Below are 17,359 nucleotides of genomic sequence, written 5' to 3' on the forward strand. Positions count from 1 at the left end.
GCTCCTACGGTCGACACGGGACGGAGATGGCGGCGGACGGCCTCGCGGGCGCCGGTCGCCCGAGACATGGGCGGTACCGGGTCACCACTCGGAGGTGAAGGGGACGGGGGCGCCGTTGACGGTGAACTTGCTGAACAGGAAGGGGGTGTCGGTGGTGGAGGGGTTCTCCACCTCGGCCAGCACGCCGAAGCGGGCACCGGTGAGCCAGGAGGCGTCGATCGGCGCGCCGACCGGAGTGAAGGTGGTGCCGTTCAGCGAGTACGAGGCGGTGACGGTGGCGCCGTTGCGCTGCAGCCGCAGCCAGATGTCCTGCTGGCCGGGGTCGGGGACGCGGGCGGGTTCGGTGGCCCAGCCGTTGGTCTCCGAGGAGAGGGTGACGGTGGGGCTGCCGTTGTTGTTCTTGCGCTGGATGGCGATGTAGTCGTCGTCGCCGCGGTGGAGGAGGAGTCCGGCCTCCATGTAGCCGCGTTGGGTGCGGCCGCTCATCCTGACCGTCGCGGTGCCGGTGCCGTTTCCGGTGCCGGTGAGCAGGAGATTGTGGGCGCTGTTGGCGCCGGCCCACAGGAATCCGCTGCCGGTGGGGGTGAGCTGCAGGGTGTCGCCGGGCAGGACGGCGCGGTGGTCCGGCTGATCGCGGACCACGGACCAGGCGTCGGTGTTCAGATTGAGCGGCTTGGTGCAGGCGGGCGAGGCCGGGTCCCCGCCGACCGTCAGCGTGACCGGCACGCCTGTGGTGTCCCCGAGCTGGCTGTGGGTGACGGGCGTGATGACGGCCGTGCCGGCGGACCTGGCCGTGACCTTGCCGGTCGAGTCGACCTTGGCGACCGTCCCGTTGCTGGTGGTGTAGCTCACCGTCGGCAGCAGCGGAAGGACGCGGTCACCGCCGTTGACGACCTCGTCGCTGGTGACCTGGGCCGGGTCGGTGGCATCGAGGTCGGCGCGCAGGTTCAGGCCGTTGTCGAAGGCGTTGCCGTTGATGACGGCCCCGGAGGAGCCGTGGTAGGAGAACAGCGAGGTGGAGGACGGCGAGGCGGTGGTGACGGTGCGCACGGAGGTGGTGGTGTTCCGTGCGGGGCAGAGGTTCTTCGCCTGGGCGGTGAAGGCGGTGTTGCGGTCGAGGCGGGAGACCGTGTTCGAGTTGAACGTGATGCCGCCGACGCTCTTGGCGTCGAGCAGCCGCACGTCACCGGCCTTGAAGGTGTTGGACTCGACGCGGATGTTGCGGTGCACCGGCTGGGCCGGGTCGAGGACCTGGTTGGTCGGCTCCACGAAGATCACGGGGCTCGCGGGCCGCAGGAAGGTGTTGCCGCGGATCAGGACGTCGCGCACCGGCCCCGACTCGTACCACTGGTAGGCGTCGGAGGAGATGAAGACGCTGGCCATCGACATGCCGTCGAAGACGTTGTTCTCGATGACCACCGGCTTGCGGGTCGTCACCAGGACGCCCCGGGTGGGGATGTCGCGGAAGGTGTTGCCGCTGATCAGGACGGTCGGCGTGTAGGTGGTGTTCTCCACCACGAAGTCCCAGGGCCTGACCGAGTCCGGGAGCGGCTGGTCGAAGGTGACCGTCATGCTCGTCAGGGACTTGTCGTGGTCCTGGCCCGAGGGGCCGTCGACCGACACGACCTTCGCCGTCACCCCGGGCACCGCCACCATGGTGCGCTTGTCCACGATCTCCACCTCGTCACCGGGGTGGTACTGCGGGAATCCGGCCGTCTCGTTGTGCCGGTACTCCAGGGTGAGGGTGTTCGGCGTGGGCCGCCCGGTCACCTCCAGGTAGGTGCCGTGGATGTTGATCGCGTCGTCGTGCGCACCGTCGAACACGTTGCCCGTGATCTTCACGGTGCCCTTGACGCCGGACATCTGGACGAAGTCCGCGAACCCGGCCGTGCTGCGCCCCGTGGCGGGGTCGGTGCGGAACTCGTTGCCGTCGAGCGTGATGTTCTCGCTGAGCTGGCCGACGAAGCCGAAGCCGTGCAGGTAGCCGGCCTTCAGGCCCTGGACGGTGACGTTCTTCGACTCCCAGAAGAGGGCGGAGGGGGTGTCCCGTGTGGTCTGCCGCATCTCGTAGACCAGCCCGCGGTCGCTCGGCGCGGTGCCGCTGCCGTAGTCGATGCGCAGCTTCTGGCCGCCGAGGTCCGTCATCGAGGCCACGTCGTCGAACAGCGGATTGGGTCCGCGCCAGGTGCGCTGCGCCACCGGGTCGTGGATCTGGGTGTACTCCATGCCGTTGACCCCGGACCAGTACGGCTGCCCGGTGGCCGGGCTCGTCTCCCCCCGCCAGGTGACCCATCTGTCCCAGACCGAGAAGCCGTTGCCCGAGGGGATCGTCAGGACCCGGTAGGCGTGGCCGTTGGAAACCCCCGATTCACCGACGGTGGCGTCGACGACCTTGGGGGCGGTGTAGTCGAAGCTGAAGTTCCTGACGGAGACGTTGGTGGAGCGGATGGCCGCGAAGGTGCTCATCAGCCCGTGGAACTGCAGGTGCGATCCGCCTCCGTCGATCGTGACGTCGTGCATGTCCTCGACGAGGATGCCGATCCGCTTGTCCTTGTAGGCCTGGTCGGCGCCGACGGTGTTGGACACGTACAGCTCACGGCTCTCGGCCTGCTCGGGGTAGATCTGGTAGGTACCGTGCGGGAACAGGATCCGCACCGGGCCGGTGACCGTCTTGGCGTACCGGACGGCCTGGGCCACGGCGGCGGCGCTGTCGCGCAGGCCGGTCGGGTCGGCGCCGAACGTGGTCACGTCGACCACGGTCTCGGTGGCTGCCCGGGCCGATCCCACGGGCACGGGCAGGACCAGTGCGGCGACCACGAGCGCGGCCGACATGCCCGCGACGGGCAACCCCCGCCGGCGAAGGAAGGGCTGCATGGCGTAACTCCTACGGTGGTGGGGGAAAGTGCCAGTCGGTCGGATCCGCTCGCACGGACCGAGCCGGTTCGCGTATCTGCGCGGCGTCCCGGCCACGCGATTGCGCTCTGTGGGTAGATCGGACAGTGCGCGCGCGGTCAGGGGTCCGGGCCGGCCCGGCTCGGGCCAAGCGCACTGTGCGGCGAGTGTTTTCGTAAACATCGGCTGTGTCAATGGTCCTCGCACGGCTGGCCGCGACCGGTGGACAGAGCGCGCCGACCCAGCCGGGGGCACGGCAGGAGCAGCGTCTCACCGACCCTGCATCGCCTGGCGTACGAACGGCCGGGCTCGCGTCCCGCAGCGACAGTGGACACCGCAACGCCTTTCCGCAGGTGGCGTCGGTATCGCTACCGGCAGCGGCGACGAAGTACGTCGCGCCGGCCGCGAAGGCGGCGCGGGTAGCGGTTGGACCCGCCTCCGCAAGCCGGCGGGATCCCCCGGGCAAAAGGCTCGAATCGACAAGTGGTACCGGGCGGGCCCCACGACCCGGAGACCCAGAATCGGGACGATAGATCGGATGTTTCGGCGGCAGGGATCCACCCCTCGGGCCGGTGAAGGCCGGTCGGAACACCGCCCGGCCTTCCTGCCGGGCGGATGACCGTCGGCCGCCGGCGGGGCCGTGCGCGGGCCACCCGTCACGACTCCCGCACCGCCGTCCGGAGCGCGCCCGCCACTCCGGCGCATGACCCTCGACGCGTTCTGCCCGTCACCCCCCGCAGAAGCCGGCGGCACGGGACCGGGAGCCACCGGCCGACCCGGCATGACCCGGGGCACCCGGCCGAAGTCCCGGTGATCGCGTCAGCCGGTGGCACGACCCGTACCTCCCGCGCGGGCAAGGTTCGTACGACGACCACATCAGGCTCGCGCATTGCTTGACTCCCGCCCGTCGGCGGTGGAAGCTGTCCGCCAGCCTCCTGTTGGCGCAAACATGAGCAGAGTGCACGAGCCCTCAAGTCCATGGCGTGCCTTGCCGAACGGCGAAGCAGGACAACGGACCCCGGTGGCCCGGTGGGGCCGTCCCCACCGGGCGGCCCCACCGGTCTCCGTCGAGGCGGGCGACGGCGCGCGCTCCTCAGCCGCGCTCCTCAGCCGCGGCCCGCAGCCCCGAAGGAAGTACCCCCACGTGCGGCCCGCACCGCCGTGACACCGACCCCGTCCCGCCCCTCTTCGACGCGTGGAACACCGCCCGCAGCCCGGGCGTCGGGATGGGCTACTTCACCCGCCCGGACCTGGACTTCTACTACCAGCTCGCGGACAGCTTCACCTCTTCTGCATCGACATGGCCAACAGCGGCACCGCCGGACTGTGCGTCTACCTCTACCCCAACGCGTACCGTACGGACGGCCCCTGGCGGCACACCGTCGAAGCCGGGAAGACCCTGACCGACTACTTCGTCAGCGGCAGTCCGGACGGCGGCTACGACCTCTCCCTCTACGGCCCGAACGGCCTGCACCGGCGCTTCCGCGGCAACCGGGTCACCGCCACCACCGCCGGGCAGGCCAACCCCGAGGTCACCGCACGGGCCGACGGCGCGAACGGCCGCCTCATGGTCGCCGACCCCGGCGACCCTGCCGCACGAGATCCAGCTCGACACGGGCGGCCCCCACGCGGTGACCCGGCTGTGCTACCTGCCGAGGCAGAGCGGCGGAGCGAACGGCCGCATCGGCCGGTACGAGGTCTACGTCAGCAACGACGCCACCAATCGGGGCACCCCGGTCGCCACCGGCACCTTCGCCGACGCCGCCCAGCCCAAAGCCGTCGCCTTCGCTACGGTCAACGGCCGGTACGTTGCGACTGCGCGCCCTCACGGAGGCGGGCAACCGCGGGCCGTGGACCTCCGCCGCGGAGATCGTCGTCACCGGCACCTGATCCTGGCAGCGTGCGTGGCGGGTACGGGAGGCAGGCGCGTGGGTCGCCGGCCGCGGGCGCCGGCGGAGCACGGCACCGGACGGCGCCCCGGAGGGCCGGCTCCACCCGCCCGAGCGGTGTCACCGGGGTGCCGGTCCGGGTACGTACTGGTCGTCCGCCGGCGCAGGTGCCCGCGGAGCAGCGGCTACAGATCGGAGTTCAGGTGAGCCAGGACGGGATTCCGCCCGCGGTGCGCCGGGTCTACGGACCGGAGGACCTCAGCACCGCGGCGCCCTTCGCCGGCGGGTACATCAACTTCGGGGACTGGAGCGGGGTGGCCCCGGCCGGCCCGCCCACCCGGGCGGACCGGGTGCGCAGTCAGCAGGCGCTCTACCGCCGGGTGCTGGGCGAGTTCCCGCGCCCGGGGGCCGGCCGGCTGGCGGAGGTGGGGTGCGGGCGCGGGCTCGGGTGCGCGCTGGCGGTCGAGGAGCTGGGGTTCGCGGCGGTCACGGGGGTGGACATCCACCCCGAGCAGGTGGCCCGGGCGACGGCCGCCAACGCCGGCCCGCTGGCCGCCCACCCGGACCGGCTCGCGTACACCACCGGCGCCGCCGACCGGCTGCCGTTCGAGGCCGGCACGCTCGACGGCGTGTACTCGGTGGAGGCGGCCCAGCACTTTCCCGAACTGCCGGGCTTCGCCCGGGAGGCGGCCCGGGTGCTGCGCCCCGGCGGGCGGCTGGTGGTGACCACCTTCTTCACCAGCGGCCCGGCGGCGGCGGGGCCGCTGCGCGAGTTGCTGGAGAGCTTCGCGGACGGGCTGGACGTGCCGCATCCGATCGACGGCTTCGCCGAGGCCCTGGACGCCGCCGGGTTCGCGCGCCCGGCCGTGCGGTCGATCGGGCCGGCGGTCTGGCCCGGCTTCGACCGCTTCCTGGCGGGCGGGGTGGTGCCGCCCGGGCACTGGTCACGCAACTTCCTGCCCGCCTGGCGGGACGGGCTGCTCGACTACTACCTGGTGACGGCGGACCGGCCCGGCACGCCCTGACCGGCGTCGCCACGCCGCCGGCGGCGGCGCCGCGACCGGCCCCGGGCGGCGCGCCCGGGACCGGTCACGGCGGCGACGGCTACGGGCGGGGGTGCCGCTCCGTGTGGTCGTGGACGCCGTCGGTGGCCCGGATCTGCTTCCACGAGCGCGGTTCCGGCACCGCGTCGGCCGAGGGCCGGGCCGCTGCCGCGAAGGACGCCCCTCCGGCCTGCGGCGCCACCGGCCCGGCGGCCGGGCGTCCCGCCGTGTAGAGCCAGGTGTTCAGCAGGTCGCCGAGCGGCTTCCCGGAGACCCGCTCGGCGAACTGCTGGAACTGCGTGATCGTCGCGTTGCCGTACCGGTGTTCGGCCGGCCACTCCTTGAGGATGCGGAAGAAGGCCTCCTCACCGACGGTGTTGCGCAGCGCCTGGATCGTGAGCGCGCCCCGGTCGTAGACGGCGGCGTCGAACTGCCGCTCCGGGCCCGGGTCGCCGGGCTTGACGTTCCAGAAGGTGTCGCCGGCCGGGTGCAGGGCGTAGACGTAGTCGGCGATCTCCTGGGCCGTGCCCTCGTTCTCGTGCTCGGACCAGAGCCACTGGGCGTAGCGGGCGAACCCCTCGTTCAGCCAGATGTCGCTCCAGCGCTGCAACGAGACGCTGTCGCCGTACCACTGGTGCGCCAGCTCGTGGACGACCACGGAGGTGTTGGAGCCGGCGGCGAACTGCCGGGGGCTGTAGAAGACCCGGCCCTGGGTCTCCAGCGCGTACCCGGTGGTCACGTTGGGGACGTAGCCGCCGGCCGAGCCGAAGGGGTACGGGCCGAACCAGCCGCTGAGCCAGTCGATCACCTCACCGGTGCGCTGGACGCTGGCGCGGGCGGCGCCGGCGTTGTCGCCGAGGTCCTTGCTGTAGGCGGTGAGCACCGGCAGCCCGCCGGGCGTGGTGTCGGTGCTGATCTCGAACCTGCCGAGGGCGAGGGTGGTGAGGTAGGTCGCCTGGGGTTTGTTCTGGCGCCAGTTGTAGCGGGTCCAGCCGAGCCTGGAGGTCTGCGAGACGAGGGTGCCGTTGCTGATCGCCTGGGTGCCGTCGGGCACCTGGACGGAGACGTCGAAGGTGGCCTTGTCGGCGGGGTGGTCGTTGCTGGGGAACCACCACCAGGCCGATTCGGGCTCGCCGGCCGCGATCCCGCCGTCGGGGGTGCGCAGCCAGGCGGTGAACCCGTAGCGGGAGACCTTGGACGGGGTGCCGGCGTAGCGGACCACCACGGTGGCCCCGGCGCCCTTGGCCAGCGGGACGGCCGGGGTGATCTCCAGCTCCTGCTCGCCGGTGGCGGCGTAGGCGGCCGGGCGGCCGTTGACCAGCACCTGGCTGACGTCCAGGGCGAAGTCGAGGTTGAAGCGGGTGAGGTCCTGGGTGGCGGTGGCCAGGATGGTCGTGGTGCCCTCCAGCCGGTCGGTGGCGGGCTGGTAGGTCAGGCGGATGTCGTAGTGCGACACGTCGTAGCCGCCGTTGCCGTACGTCGGGTAGTACGGGTCGCCGATGCCGGGTGCGCCGGCTCCGGCCGGGGCGGCGGCGGCGGGGACGGCCAGAAGCAGGGCGGCGGCGCCCGCGGCAGAGACGATCAGCCTCTTGCGCACGTGTTTCCTCCAGGATCGCTGGGGCGGTGGGGACCTGACGTCAGGTCTGCCCTCCGTCCTGTCCCGGCGGGCGGCGGTCCACTCCCTTGTTATGAAATGTTCATGATATGTAACGCATCGTCATATCAGTGCCATCACGCCGTGCCACGCGGGAGACGCTCCCCGCACGCCGTGCAACCCGGAGCGTCCGGCCCCCGTCGCACCGGACGTGTCCGGTGCGACGGGGGCCGGGTGGGCGACGCTCAGCGCCGTGCCACGTAGTAGACGTTCAGCACGTCGCCCTCCACCTGGTGGGTCTCCACCTGGGTGAACCCCGCCTCGGCCAGCATCCGCCGCGCGGTCTGCTCGCCCCAGACCGTCCCCAGCGCCTCGCCGCCCTGGGCCAGCGAGACGCTCATGCAGTAGAAGACCGAGAAGGTGTACAGGGCCGGTGCGAACGGGTTCCCGACGTTCTCCTCCAGCTTGCTGGAGGCCGCGATGTCGCCCATCAGGAACACCCCGCCCGGCCGCAGCGCCGAGGCGACGGCGGCCAGTGTGGCGGTCGGCCGGGCCAGGTCGTGGATCACGTCGAACGCCGTGACCAGGTCGTACTCGCCGGTCAGCTCCGCACAGTCGCCCACCTCGAAGGTGGCGTTGCCGAGCCCCAGCGCGGCCGCCTCCGCCCGCCCGGCCGCGACACCCTCCTCGGAGATGTCCAGGCCGTGGAACCGGCCGGCCGGGAAGGCCCGTGCCAGGACGTTCACCGCGTGCCCCTGACCGGTGCCGATGTCGATCGCGTCGGCCCCCGCCGTCAGCCGTTCGGCCAGCCCGGGAACGACCGGGACGATGCTCCCGACCAGCGCCGCGTCGTAGACCCGGTTCGTCTCCTCCGCCTGCAGCTCCTGGAACCTCGGGTAGGCGGAGTACGGCACCCCGCCGCCCGTCCGGAAGGCCTCCAGCACCCGCTGCTCGACCTCGCCCATCATCGCGAAGTCCTGCATCAGGCCGGCCAGGTTGTCCGGTCCGGCCGCCCGCGTCAGCGAGGCCGCGTGCTCGGCCGGAAGCCGGTACGTCCGGTCGCCGGGCTCGTACTCGACGACGCCGCCGACCACCATCGCTCCCAGCCACTCGCGGACGTAGCGCTCGGTCAGCCCGGTGGCGGCCGCGATCTCCTGCGAGGTGGACGGCGGCAGGTCCGCCATGGCGTCGAACAGGCCGCCCTGGTGCCCCAGGCTGGTCATCAACGCCAGGCAGCCGTCGTTCAGCATCTGCACCATCCGGCCGCCGAACGCCTCCTGCTTCGCCTGGTCGAGCTCCCGAACAGTCATCGCTCCTCCTACGGCATCGGGCCGCGGCGGGGAGGCGGGTTCGGCCGCCCGGACACGGCTCGGCGGGCGGATGATCCGGACATACTCTCTCCTGGCAACGCTACGCTCCCGCCGGCCGGAACGGCACGCGGAAGCGGGCCGGCCCGGGGCAGGAGCGTGGGCCCCCGGGCGTGAGCGCGGGTTCCGGGGCGGGCCGCTACGGCCGGCGGCTGTCCCCGGGCCGCTACGGCCAGGGGATCTCCGGGCGCCGGGCGAAGCCGAAACCGGCCGCCTCCCAGCGCGGACCCTGCGCGGCCAGCCGGAGCCGGAAGCCGTTCCAGTCGCGGGCGGACTGCGCGGACCAACCGACCTCGGCCAGCGCGGGCAGCCGGGGCAGCGCCATCTGGTCGACCTCGGCGAGGCCTGGCAGGGTCTCCGTCCACAGCGGCGCCTCGATCCCGGCGACCGCGCCGGCCGGCAGCTCCAGCTCGGTGTCCGGGTTCCAGGAGTAGGCGTTGCTCACGCTCACCGTGCCCGCCCACCGGACCCCGAGCGCGGTACCGGCGTCGTACTTCATGTCCAGGTAGGCCCGGCCGGCCGGCGCCATGACCACCCGCGCGCCGCGCCCGACGGCCGCCGACATGTCGCGCGCGCTCGCGCCGTCCGTGCTCCAGAACTCCAGCATCCCGACGCCGTCCCCGCCCGCGACCGGGGCCGTCTGGTTCCAGCCGAACGGGATCTTGCCGGCCGCCCGGACCTGCCCGGCGACCCGGCGGACGAACTCCTGGTAGCCGGCCGGCGCCAGGGTCTTCACCTCGTCCCCGCCGATGTGCAGGTACGGCCCGGGGGTGAGCGAGGCCAGCTGGGCGATCACGTCGCCGGTGAAGGCGTACGTCCGCTCGTCGGTGGGGCAGATCAGGCTGAAGCCGACCGCGTTGCCGAAGTAGGGCTGCGCCGCGGGCCCGCCCGAGCAGTCGAGTTCGGGGTAGGCGGTGAGCACGGCGTTGGTGTGGCCGGGCAGGTCGATCTCGGGGACGACGGTCAGGTAGCGCTCCTGCGCGTAGCGGACGATCTCGCGGTAGTCCGCCTCGGTGTAGAAGCCGCCCGGGGTGCCCCCGATCTCGGTGGCCGCACCGATCCCGGTGAGCCCCGGGCGGCCCGGCACGGCCAGCCGCCAGCCCTGGTCGTCGGTCAGGTGCAGGTGCAGGTGGTTGAACTTGTACAGGGACAGCCGGTCCACGTAGGCCTTGACCTCGTCCACCGTGAAGAAGTGCCGGGCGACGTCGAGCATCGCCCCGCGATAGGCGTAGCGCGGCCGGTCGGTGATGCCGACCGGGGCGACCGTCCAGTCGGCGGAGGCCTGGGTGCGGCTCTCCACCTCCGCCGGAAGGAGCTGACGAAGGGTCTGGGTGCCCCGGTAGAGCCCTTCCTCGGTCCGGGCGGCGATCCGGACGCCGTTCGCGTCCGCCTGGAGCCGGTAGCCCTCGGGGCCGGTCTCCTCGGACAGGGTCCGGTCCAGGGCCAGGTCGATGCCGTCCCGGGCGCCGTGGCCGTCGGTCACCGGCAGGGGCAGGCCGGTGGAGCGGCGCAGTCCGGCCGCGAGCTGTTCGGCGATCTGCCGGGCCGCCGGGTTGCCGTCGGGCGTGCTGATCGCGGTCCGCGCGGTGAGGGTGTACCCGGCGCCGGTGCCGTCGGTCGCGGCCAGCGGGGCGGGGACGACCCGGTGGGAGCCGGTCGGCGCGGTCGACGCGCCGTCGGCGGCCGCGCCACCCGGATCGTCACCCAGCGCCCGCTGGATGCCGAGACCGGCCGCGACCAGGGCCAACAGCGCGACGAGGAGCACGATCCGGCCGCTCCGGGAGGTGAGCTCCGCCCGCCCGATCCGCACAGCCGCTCCCCCTGTCCTGACCCCCGGGGCCGCCCCGGGTGCCGACAGTGTCGCAGCCGGAGCGGCGGGCGTCCCGGGGTTGGTGGGAAATGTGCGGGAGATGTGCAGGGGAGGGCCGCCCCGCAGGCACGGGACGCCCATCGACTCCGCGGCCGGGCCGCTCGGCCGTACGCCCGGTACGGGCGCCGCGCACTCAGGAGAAGACCACCGAACGCACCGCCGCCCCCTCGGGGGCGACGAAACCGGGCCGCAGCAGGTACGAGCCGTCCCCCGCGCAGTCCGGGCCGGGGAAGACCGTCGCGGTCGCACCGGTCCGGTTCTTCGGTGTGCGGGCCGGCTCCTCCCGGGTGGCCTCGGCCAGGTTGACGCATGCTCCGCTCGGCGGCCCGACCAGCCGTCCGGTCCGCTCGCCGCCGGCGTCTCGGTAGGTGTAGCGGAACTCGCCGAAGCTGGCGGTCGCCGAGCCCGGGACGGCCAGCACGAGGGTGACGGCGCTGGCGGCGGCGATCGCGGCGTTGCGGAGACGCATGAGAGGTGATCCTTTTCCAAGTGGTGCGGTGCAGAATCACCCTAGGTGCCGGAAAAGTGGCGAAACGGTTCTTCAGATTCACCCTTTTCGGTGGTTTTGGCCGTGAACCCCTTACCTGTCGAGCGCGGTGACGTAGCCGGCGATCGGGCTGCCCGCACAAGGATCGAGCGGCAGCACGCCCGCACCAGGACGGCCGTCGGCGGACTCCCGCGGCGGATGCTTGGGCCGAACGCAGCACTCCCGGCCAGCGCCCGGCCCGGGCGCCTCCGACGGCGGACGCCCGGGACGCGGGCGCCCACGGACGGATGGGACGTCAGGCCCCTTACGACGTACGGGCGGAGCGTCAGGCGCCTGGCCCGGAGGGCCGTCCGCCGTCCGCGACCGACGGGCCGAGGCCCAGCAGGACACCCAGGCGGCGGACCTCGTGGTCGAAGTAGGCCTGCGGGTCGGCGACGACGTTGGCGCGGTGCCCGAAGGCCTCGAAGGAGACCGCCCCGAAGAGGTACGTCCAGGCCGTCAGGCCGGCGACCACCAGGTCGTCGGGAATGCCCTCGGGCAGCCGGCCGAGCAGCGGGACCAGCGCCCGGTGGGCGTCCGCCGGGACGGGCAGGCGGTCGAGCGGGCGGTAGGCGCCGTCCTGCGCGGCCCGGGCGAAGAGGGCGCCGATCAGGAAGGGGACCCGGGTACCCGGCTCGACGGTGTCCTCGGGCGCGGTGTAGCCGGGGACGGGCGAGCCGTGGATCAGCGCGTACTCGTGCGGGTGGGCGAGAGCCCAGTCGCGGACGGCGTGGCAGACGGCCACCCACCGGCCGAGGTGGTCCCCGCCGGCCGGGGGCTCGGCGTCCAGGGCCGCCGCGGCGTCCGCCGCGTTGCCCAGGGACGTGTAGCTGTCCGCGATCAGCGCGGTGAGCAGGGCGTCGCGCCCGGGGAAGTACCGGTAGAGCGCCGAGGCGGAGACCAAGCCGATGTCGCGGGCGACCCCGCGCAGGGAGATCCCGGCGGCCCCGTGCTCGGCCAGCTGGCGACGCGCCGCTTCCTTGATGTCCCGGGTGAACTCGATGCGGGCCCGCTCACGGGCGGTGAGCGGTCTGGGCGCGGTGGACATGCGCCCATCCTGGCAGCAGGCGAGAACACCCGCAACATCGGAGAACGCCTCATGCGAACGAGAACGGTGTTGAGAAACGAGCACGGTGTTCTTGACACGTCGGCCCGCCGTCCGCCACTCTCGTGATCGAGCGAGAACGGTGTTCTCGCCGAATCCCGCCGAAGCCGCCGACGGTCACCCGCCGGCCGTAGTCCACCGGCCGTCCGGCCGCCACCACCCGAGGAGTCCACCGTGAGCAAGCACCTGATCGTCGGCGCCGGCCCTGTCGGCACCGCCACCGCCCGCCTGCTGGCCGCCCGCGGCGAGGAGGTCACGGTGGCCACCCGCTCGGGCGCGAGCGCCGCACCGCTGCCGGGTGTCCGCCACATACGGCTGGACGCCACCGACGCGGCCGCGCTCACCGAGGCCGCCGCGGGCGCGGCCGTGCTGTACAACTGCGCCGGTCCCGCCTACCACCGGTGGGCCACCGACTGGCCGCCGCTGGCCGCCGCCCTGCTGGTCGCCGCGGAGCGCTCGGGCGCCGTGCTGGCCTCGGTGGGCAACCTCTACGCCTACGGCGCGGTCACCGCCCCGATCACCGAGGAGACCCCGCTGAACCCGAACTCGGTGAAGGGCCAGGTGCGCGCCCGGATGTGGCAGGACGCCCACGCCCTGCACCTGGCGGGACGCGTCCGGGCCACCGAGATCCGCAGCTCCGACTACCTCGGCCCGGGCGCCCTCAGCGCCATCGACTCCCGGGTCTTCGACAAGGCCCTGACCGGGCGGGCCGTGCAGGTGATGCGCAACCCCGACGCCGCCCACAGCTGGACGTACACCGAGGACGCCGCCCGGCTGCTGGTGACCGTCGGCGGCGACGAGCGGGCCTGGGGCCGGCCGTGGCACGTGCCGACCAACGAGCCCCGGACCCAGCGCGAGGTGGTCGCCGACTTCTGCCGGGCCGCCGGGGTGCCGCAGGTGAAGGTGACCGGCCTCCCGGACGCCGTGCTCGCCGCGGTCGGCCTGTTCAACCCGACCGTCCGGGCCCTCAAGGAGACCGCCTACCAGCTGCGGGACCCGTTCGTGATGGACTCCACCGCCGCCCGGAAGACCTTCGGCCTGGAGCCGACCCCGTGGACGGAGCTCCTCGGCGCCATCGCCGCGGCCTCCCGCTGAGCCGGGGCCGCACCGGGCGGCGGACCGAACCCGGACGTGGGGCCGGCGGGCCCGCGCCGCGCGCGAGGTCCGAACATCAGGAGGGCACGCCGGGGCGGCGGGTCAGGGCGGCGCGGTGAACGCGTACCCCTTGTCGATCAAGGCCGGCAGGTAGGTCCGCAGGGCCGCGACCGTCTGCGAGCGGTCGCCCCCGCCGTCGTGGTTGAGGACGATCGCGCCGGGCCGCACCCCGCCCAGCACCCGGGAGGTGATCGCCGCCGTGCCGGGACGCGCCCAGTCCTGCGGGTCCACCGACCAGCCCATCGGACGCAGCCCCAGCTCCGAGCAGACCTTGATCGCCACCGGGGACCAGTCCCCGCCCGGCGCCCGGAACCAGGTCGTCGCCCGGCCGGTGGCCTTCTCCAGCAGCTCCGAGGTGCGCTGCAGCTCGGTCCGTACCGCGGCCTCGGGGAGCCCCCGGAGCTCGGGATGGGACCATGTGTGGTTGGCCAGGTGGTGGCCGCCGTCGGCGATGGCCCGGACCAGCGAGGGGTACTGGGCGGCGTTCTGCCCGATCACGAAGAAGGTGGCCCTGATCCCGTACTGCCGCAGCAGGGCGAGCACCGCCGGGGTGTAGCGGGGGTCGGGCCCGTCGTCCACGGTGATCGCCACCAAGCGTCGGGCCGCCGACAGCTCGCTGACCGGCCGGTTCTGCGCCTGGTCCAGGGCCCGCGGAGCCGGGGCCGGGGCGGGTGCGGAAGGCGACGGGGCAGCGGCCGCGCCGGTAACCGTACCGGCACTCGCACTCGCACTCGCACTCTGGGCAGGCTGTGCGCTTCTCCCCTGCCCCGTCCCCGGGAGCGGGCTCGCGGTCGGGCCCGCGGTCGGGCTCGGGCCGGCCGCCGGAGCCGGCTCGGGCCCGGCGGCGGGCGCGGACGCGGGGCTCCGTCCCGGATCCGGGACCGGCGCCGCGGCGCGGGCCGGCGGGGGGCCGTCGCCGCCGCCGTCCGGGACGGCACCGGCGTCCAGCCCGGCGCCGAACGCCCCGGAGCCGGGCCACAGGGCGCTCTCACCCTGCTCGAACGACGGGCGACCGCACCCGCTCACCGACAGCAGGGCCGCACCGGCGGCGACCAACAGCACTCTTCGCGAGTAAGTCTGACGATCGGACAACATTCCGAATCTCTGCCCCGTTGCCACCCCTCCCTCCCGACATCCGGATCGCGGCAGGCATTTCACCACCTGGACGGCGTAAGCAACCCCTCCGTCGAGCTGCGACCGCTACCCTGACCCGCAGTGTGATGATCTGCCTCCAGAGGAAGTAGTAATGACGACAAGTCAGGCTTTCGCGCAGCAGGACGACGGCGACCGCAGCGAGGTGGGCGACTGGGAGCGCTTCGGCGTCGACACCAGCAAGCCGCACTCCGCGCGGATCTACGACTACTGGCTGGGCGGCAAGACCAACTTCGCCCCCGACCGGGCCATGGGCGAGGCCATCGAGCAGGCGATCCCCGGCATCCGGACGATGGCCAAGGAGAACCGCGCCTTCCAGGGCCGCGCGGTGCGGCACCTGGTGCGGGAGCACGGCATCCGCCAGTTCCTCGACCTCGGGACGGGCATCCCCACCTCCCCCAACACCCACGACATCGCGCAGGCCATCGCCCCCGAGGCCCGGGTCGTCTACGTGGACAACGACCCGATCGTGCTGGCCCACGCCCGGGCGCTGATGATCGGCGACCCGTCGGGCCGCACCAGCTACATCCACGCCGACCTGGGCCGGGCCGAGGAGCTCCTGGCGGACCCGGCGCTGACCTCCACGCTGGACCTCGAGCAGCCGGTCGGCCTGCTGCTGATCGCCGTCCTGATGCTGATCGCCGACGAGGACGACCCCTGGAGCAAGGTCGCCGCCCTGCGCGACGCCCTCCCCTCCGGCAGCTGCATCGCGCTGACCCACCCGACCCAGGACTTCGACCCCGAGGCGGTCCGGCAGGTCGAGGAGTCCGCCCGGCAGGGCGGCATGACCCTCGTCCCGCGGACCCGCGAGGAGGTGGCCCGGTTCTTCGACGGCTGGGAGCTGCTGGAGCCCGGGGTCTCGCCCGTGATGGCCTGGCTCCCCGACGGCGAGCTGACCGCCGACCCGGAGACCGCCTACTACTGGTCCGGCGTCGCCCGCAAGAAGTAGCCGCCGCCCGCCGCACCCCGCCGGCGCGCACGGGGTGCGGCGGCCCGCGACCGGCGGCCGCTACTTCAGCAGCCTGGACATCCTGCGGTCGGCGAGCGGCTTGCCGCCGGTCTGACAGGTCGGGCAGTACTGCAGCGCCGAATCGCTGAACGACACCTCGCGGATGGTGTCGCCGCACACCGGGCAGGGCTGCCCGGTGCGCCCGTGCACCCGCAGTCCGCTCTTCTTCTCCGCCTTGAGCAGCCCGGCGGCCAGCCCCCGCGAGCGCTCCACCGCCTCCCGCAGGGTGCTGCCGAGCGCCTCGTACAGGCGGGCCGTCTCCTCCTCGTCGAGGCTCGCCGCCAGCTTGTACGGCGACATCCGGGCCGCGTGCAGCACCTCGTCCGAGTACGCGTTGCCCACCCCCGCCAGCACACCCTGGTCACGCAGGACGCCCTTCAGCCGGCGCCGCTCGCCGCTCAGCAGGCGGGCGAAGACCTCCGGGGTGAAGGACGGGTCCAGCGGGTCGGGGCCCAGCCGGGCGATGCCGGGCACCTCGGCGGGGTCGTGCACGCAGTACACCGCGAGGCGCTTCTGGGTGCCGGCCTCGGTGAGGTCGAAACCGGCCCCGGCCGGCTCGGCCAGCAGGACGCGCAGGGCCAGCGGCCCCTTGCCGGGGTGCGGCGGCTCGGGCGGGAGGTTCTCGCGCCAGCGCAGCCAGCCGGCCCGCGCCAGGTGGACGACCAGGTGCAGTCCGCCCCCCGTGACGTCGAGGAACTTGCCGTGCCTGGTCACCGCGTCGACGGTGCGGCCCTCCAGGTCGGAGAGCGGCGGCGCGTACGTCTTCAGCGCACTCACCGCGACGGGGTGGACCTTAGCCATGGTGTGCCCGACCAGGTGCTCACCCAGGAAGGCGCTGAGGGCCTCGACCTCCGGCAGTTCCGGCATGGGGAAAGTCTCCCGCAGCCGCCCCGCCGCCGCAGCCCGCCGGCCGCCCACCGGGCCCGCGGCGGCGCCGTGCGGCTCTTCACAGGGCCATCGTGAGGCTCTTCACAGGGCCGAACAGCGCCGCCGTCCGTGGACACACCTGTGGCAGACTCGGACAAATGGACAGCAAGCAGGCCACCAGGACGCTCCGCGCGGCGATTTTCGCCGCGCTGGTCGTGCTGCTCGCCGCGCTCGGCCAGGTGCTGGTCACCGGCCGGCCGCTGCCCGTCGCGGTGCTGGCCCTCGCGGGCGGCGCCGTCTTCGCCCTCGCCCTGGCCCTGGCGGGCCGCGGGCGCGGGTTCGTCCGGATCGCGGCCGTGTTCCTGCCGCTGCAGCTGGCCCTGTCCGCCCTCTTCGACCTCGCGCAGACGACCTGCGGCCCGGGCTCCGGCACCGGACCGCACGTCTTCGAGCCGCTGGTCTGCCGCGGCGGTTCGGTCGGCGCCTTCCTGGTCGGGAACAGCAGCCTGGCCGGGAACAGCGGGCTCGCCGGTGACGGCGGCCTGCTGGGCCACGGCGCCGCGTCGGCCGGCGTGCCGACCGCCGCCGGCGGGGTCCTGCTCCTGCTGGTGCACACCCTGATCGCGCTGTTCGCCGCGTTCTGGCTGCGGCGCGCCGACGCCGCCCTGACCGGCCTTGCCGAGGCGCTGCGCACCCTGCGCGACTTCCTGCACAGCCGGGCGACGGCCGCCGTCCGACGGCTGCTGCGGCTGCTCACCGCACCGGTCCCGGCCCGCCCGGTGGTCCGGGTGCCCCTCCCGCCGTCCAGCCGGGAGCACCTCCCGGTCGAGGACGTCCTGCTCGGCCCGGCCGTCCGGCGAGGTCCGCCGGTGCTCGCGCCGGCCTGCTGA

Annotated in this window: 12 protein-coding genes and 2 pseudogenes; 6 read left to right on the forward strand and 8 right to left on the reverse strand. The window is 73.6% G+C overall.

Annotated features, from left to right (window positions below; translation table 11 throughout):
- Nucleotides 1–81 precede the first annotated feature (81 nt).
- The gene (locus tag OG689_RS06355) at nt 82–2,874 is read right to left on the reverse strand and encodes a DUF1349 domain-containing protein (protein WP_266318480.1); all 2,793 of its coding nucleotides are present in this window, start codon (nt 2,872–2,874) and stop codon (nt 82–84) included.
- Nucleotides 2,875–4,192: 1,318 nt separating this feature from the next.
- Here OG689_RS06355 and OG689_RS06360 point away from each other — a divergent pair.
- The 3 genes and pseudogenes from OG689_RS06360 to OG689_RS06365 all read left to right on the forward strand — a co-directional run.
- A pseudogene (locus tag OG689_RS06360) lies at nt 4,193–4,372 on the forward strand (phospholipase domain-containing protein); the annotation flags it as partial.
- Nucleotides 4,373–4,466: 94 nt separating this feature from the next.
- Nucleotides 4,467–4,988 (forward strand): annotated as a pseudogene (locus OG689_RS45010) (discoidin domain-containing protein); the annotation flags it as partial.
- Nucleotides 4,985–5,806, forward strand: a complete 822-nt coding sequence (locus OG689_RS06365; RefSeq protein ID WP_266326907.1) for a class I SAM-dependent methyltransferase — start codon at nt 4,985–4,987, stop codon at nt 5,804–5,806. The pseudogene OG689_RS45010 and the gene OG689_RS06365, both read left to right, overlap by 4 nt.
- 79 nt (nt 5,807–5,885) lie before the next feature.
- On the opposite strand, the gene OG689_RS06370 is transcribed toward OG689_RS06365, so the two are convergent.
- The 5 genes from OG689_RS06370 to OG689_RS06390 form a co-directional block, all read right to left on the reverse strand.
- Nucleotides 5,886–7,421 carry a M1 family metallopeptidase gene (locus OG689_RS06370; protein WP_266318481.1) on the reverse strand — a complete coding sequence of 512 codons (1,536 nt, stop codon included), beginning with the start codon at nt 7,419–7,421 and terminating at the stop codon, nt 5,886–5,888.
- A 242-nt stretch (nt 7,422–7,663) separates the two neighbouring features.
- Entirely contained in the window at nt 7,664–8,728 is a 1,065-nt protein-coding gene (locus tag OG689_RS06375) for a methyltransferase domain-containing protein (RefSeq protein ID WP_266318482.1), read from the reverse strand.
- 223 nt (nt 8,729–8,951) lie between these two features.
- Nucleotides 8,952–10,595, reverse strand: coding sequence for a beta-N-acetylhexosaminidase (locus tag OG689_RS06380; protein ID WP_266318484.1), 1,644 nt, complete (start codon nt 10,593–10,595; stop codon nt 8,952–8,954).
- 193 nt (nt 10,596–10,788) lie between these two features.
- Complete coding sequence (locus OG689_RS06385; RefSeq protein WP_266318486.1) at nt 10,789–11,124, reverse strand: hypothetical protein; 336 nt, start codon at nt 11,122–11,124, stop codon at nt 10,789–10,791.
- Between the two features lie 343 nt (nt 11,125–11,467).
- Nucleotides 11,468–12,229: a TetR/AcrR family transcriptional regulator gene (locus OG689_RS06390; RefSeq protein WP_266318487.1), complete on the reverse strand. Its 762-nt coding sequence runs from the start codon at nt 12,227–12,229 to the stop codon at nt 11,468–11,470.
- A gap of 231 nt (nt 12,230–12,460) precedes the next feature.
- On the opposite strand from OG689_RS06390, the gene OG689_RS06395 reads away from it, so the two are divergent.
- On the forward strand, nt 12,461–13,381 hold the full coding sequence (locus OG689_RS06395) for an NAD-dependent epimerase/dehydratase family protein (RefSeq protein ID WP_266318489.1): 921 nt from the start codon (nt 12,461–12,463) through the stop codon (nt 13,379–13,381).
- Between the two features lie 102 nt (nt 13,382–13,483).
- On the opposite strand, the gene OG689_RS06400 is transcribed toward OG689_RS06395, so the two are convergent.
- A complete protein-coding gene (locus tag OG689_RS06400; protein ID WP_266318491.1) occupies nt 13,484–14,032 on the reverse strand; it encodes a polysaccharide deacetylase family protein in 549 nt (182 codons plus the stop codon).
- Nucleotides 14,033–14,687: 655 nt separating this feature from the next.
- Between OG689_RS06400 and OG689_RS06405 the strand changes: the two genes are divergently transcribed.
- The gene (locus tag OG689_RS06405; RefSeq protein ID WP_266318493.1) at nt 14,688–15,542 is read left to right on the forward strand and encodes an SAM-dependent methyltransferase; all 855 of its coding nucleotides are present in this window, start codon (nt 14,688–14,690) and stop codon (nt 15,540–15,542) included.
- A 60-nt stretch (nt 15,543–15,602) separates the two neighbouring features.
- On the opposite strand, the gene OG689_RS06410 is transcribed toward OG689_RS06405, so the two are convergent.
- Nucleotides 15,603–16,469 carry a DNA-formamidopyrimidine glycosylase family protein gene (locus tag OG689_RS06410; protein WP_266318495.1) on the reverse strand — a complete coding sequence of 289 codons (867 nt, stop codon included), beginning with the start codon at nt 16,467–16,469 and terminating at the stop codon, nt 15,603–15,605.
- Nucleotides 16,470–16,627: 158 nt separating this feature from the next.
- Here OG689_RS06410 and OG689_RS06415 point away from each other — a divergent pair, with 158 nt between their 5' ends.
- The gene (locus OG689_RS06415) at nt 16,628–17,359 is read left to right on the forward strand and encodes a hypothetical protein (RefSeq protein ID WP_266318497.1); all 732 of its coding nucleotides are present in this window, start codon (nt 16,628–16,630) and stop codon (nt 17,357–17,359) included.

Source organism: Kitasatospora sp. NBC_00240 (assembly GCF_026342405.1).
In the GTDB taxonomy this organism is placed as follows: domain Bacteria; phylum Actinomycetota; class Actinomycetes; order Streptomycetales; family Streptomycetaceae; genus Kitasatospora.

What these genes read in the sequence shown, in the direction of transcription:
- OG689_RS06375 (WP_266318482.1), bottom strand. Translation starts at nt 8,728, where the DNA reads ATGACTGTTCGGGAGCTCGACCAGGCGAAGCAGGAGGCGTTCGGCGGC.
- OG689_RS06405 (WP_266318493.1), top strand. Translation starts at nt 14,688, where the DNA reads ATGACGACAAGTCAGGCTTTCGCGCAGCAGGACGACGGCGACCGCAGC.
- OG689_RS06385 (WP_266318486.1), bottom strand. Translation starts at nt 11,124, where the DNA reads ATGCGTCTCCGCAACGCCGCGATCGCCGCCGCCAGCGCCGTCACCCTC.
- OG689_RS06410 (WP_266318495.1), bottom strand. Translation starts at nt 16,469, where the DNA reads ATGCCGGAACTGCCGGAGGTCGAGGCCCTCAGCGCCTTCCTGGGTGAG.
- OG689_RS06415 (WP_266318497.1), top strand. Translation starts at nt 16,628, where the DNA reads ATGGACAGCAAGCAGGCCACCAGGACGCTCCGCGCGGCGATTTTCGCC.
- OG689_RS06390 (WP_266318487.1), bottom strand. Translation starts at nt 12,229, where the DNA reads ATGTCCACCGCGCCCAGACCGCTCACCGCCCGTGAGCGGGCCCGCATC.
- OG689_RS06355 (WP_266318480.1), bottom strand. Translation starts at nt 2,874, where the DNA reads ATGCAGCCCTTCCTTCGCCGGCGGGGGTTGCCCGTCGCGGGCATGTCG.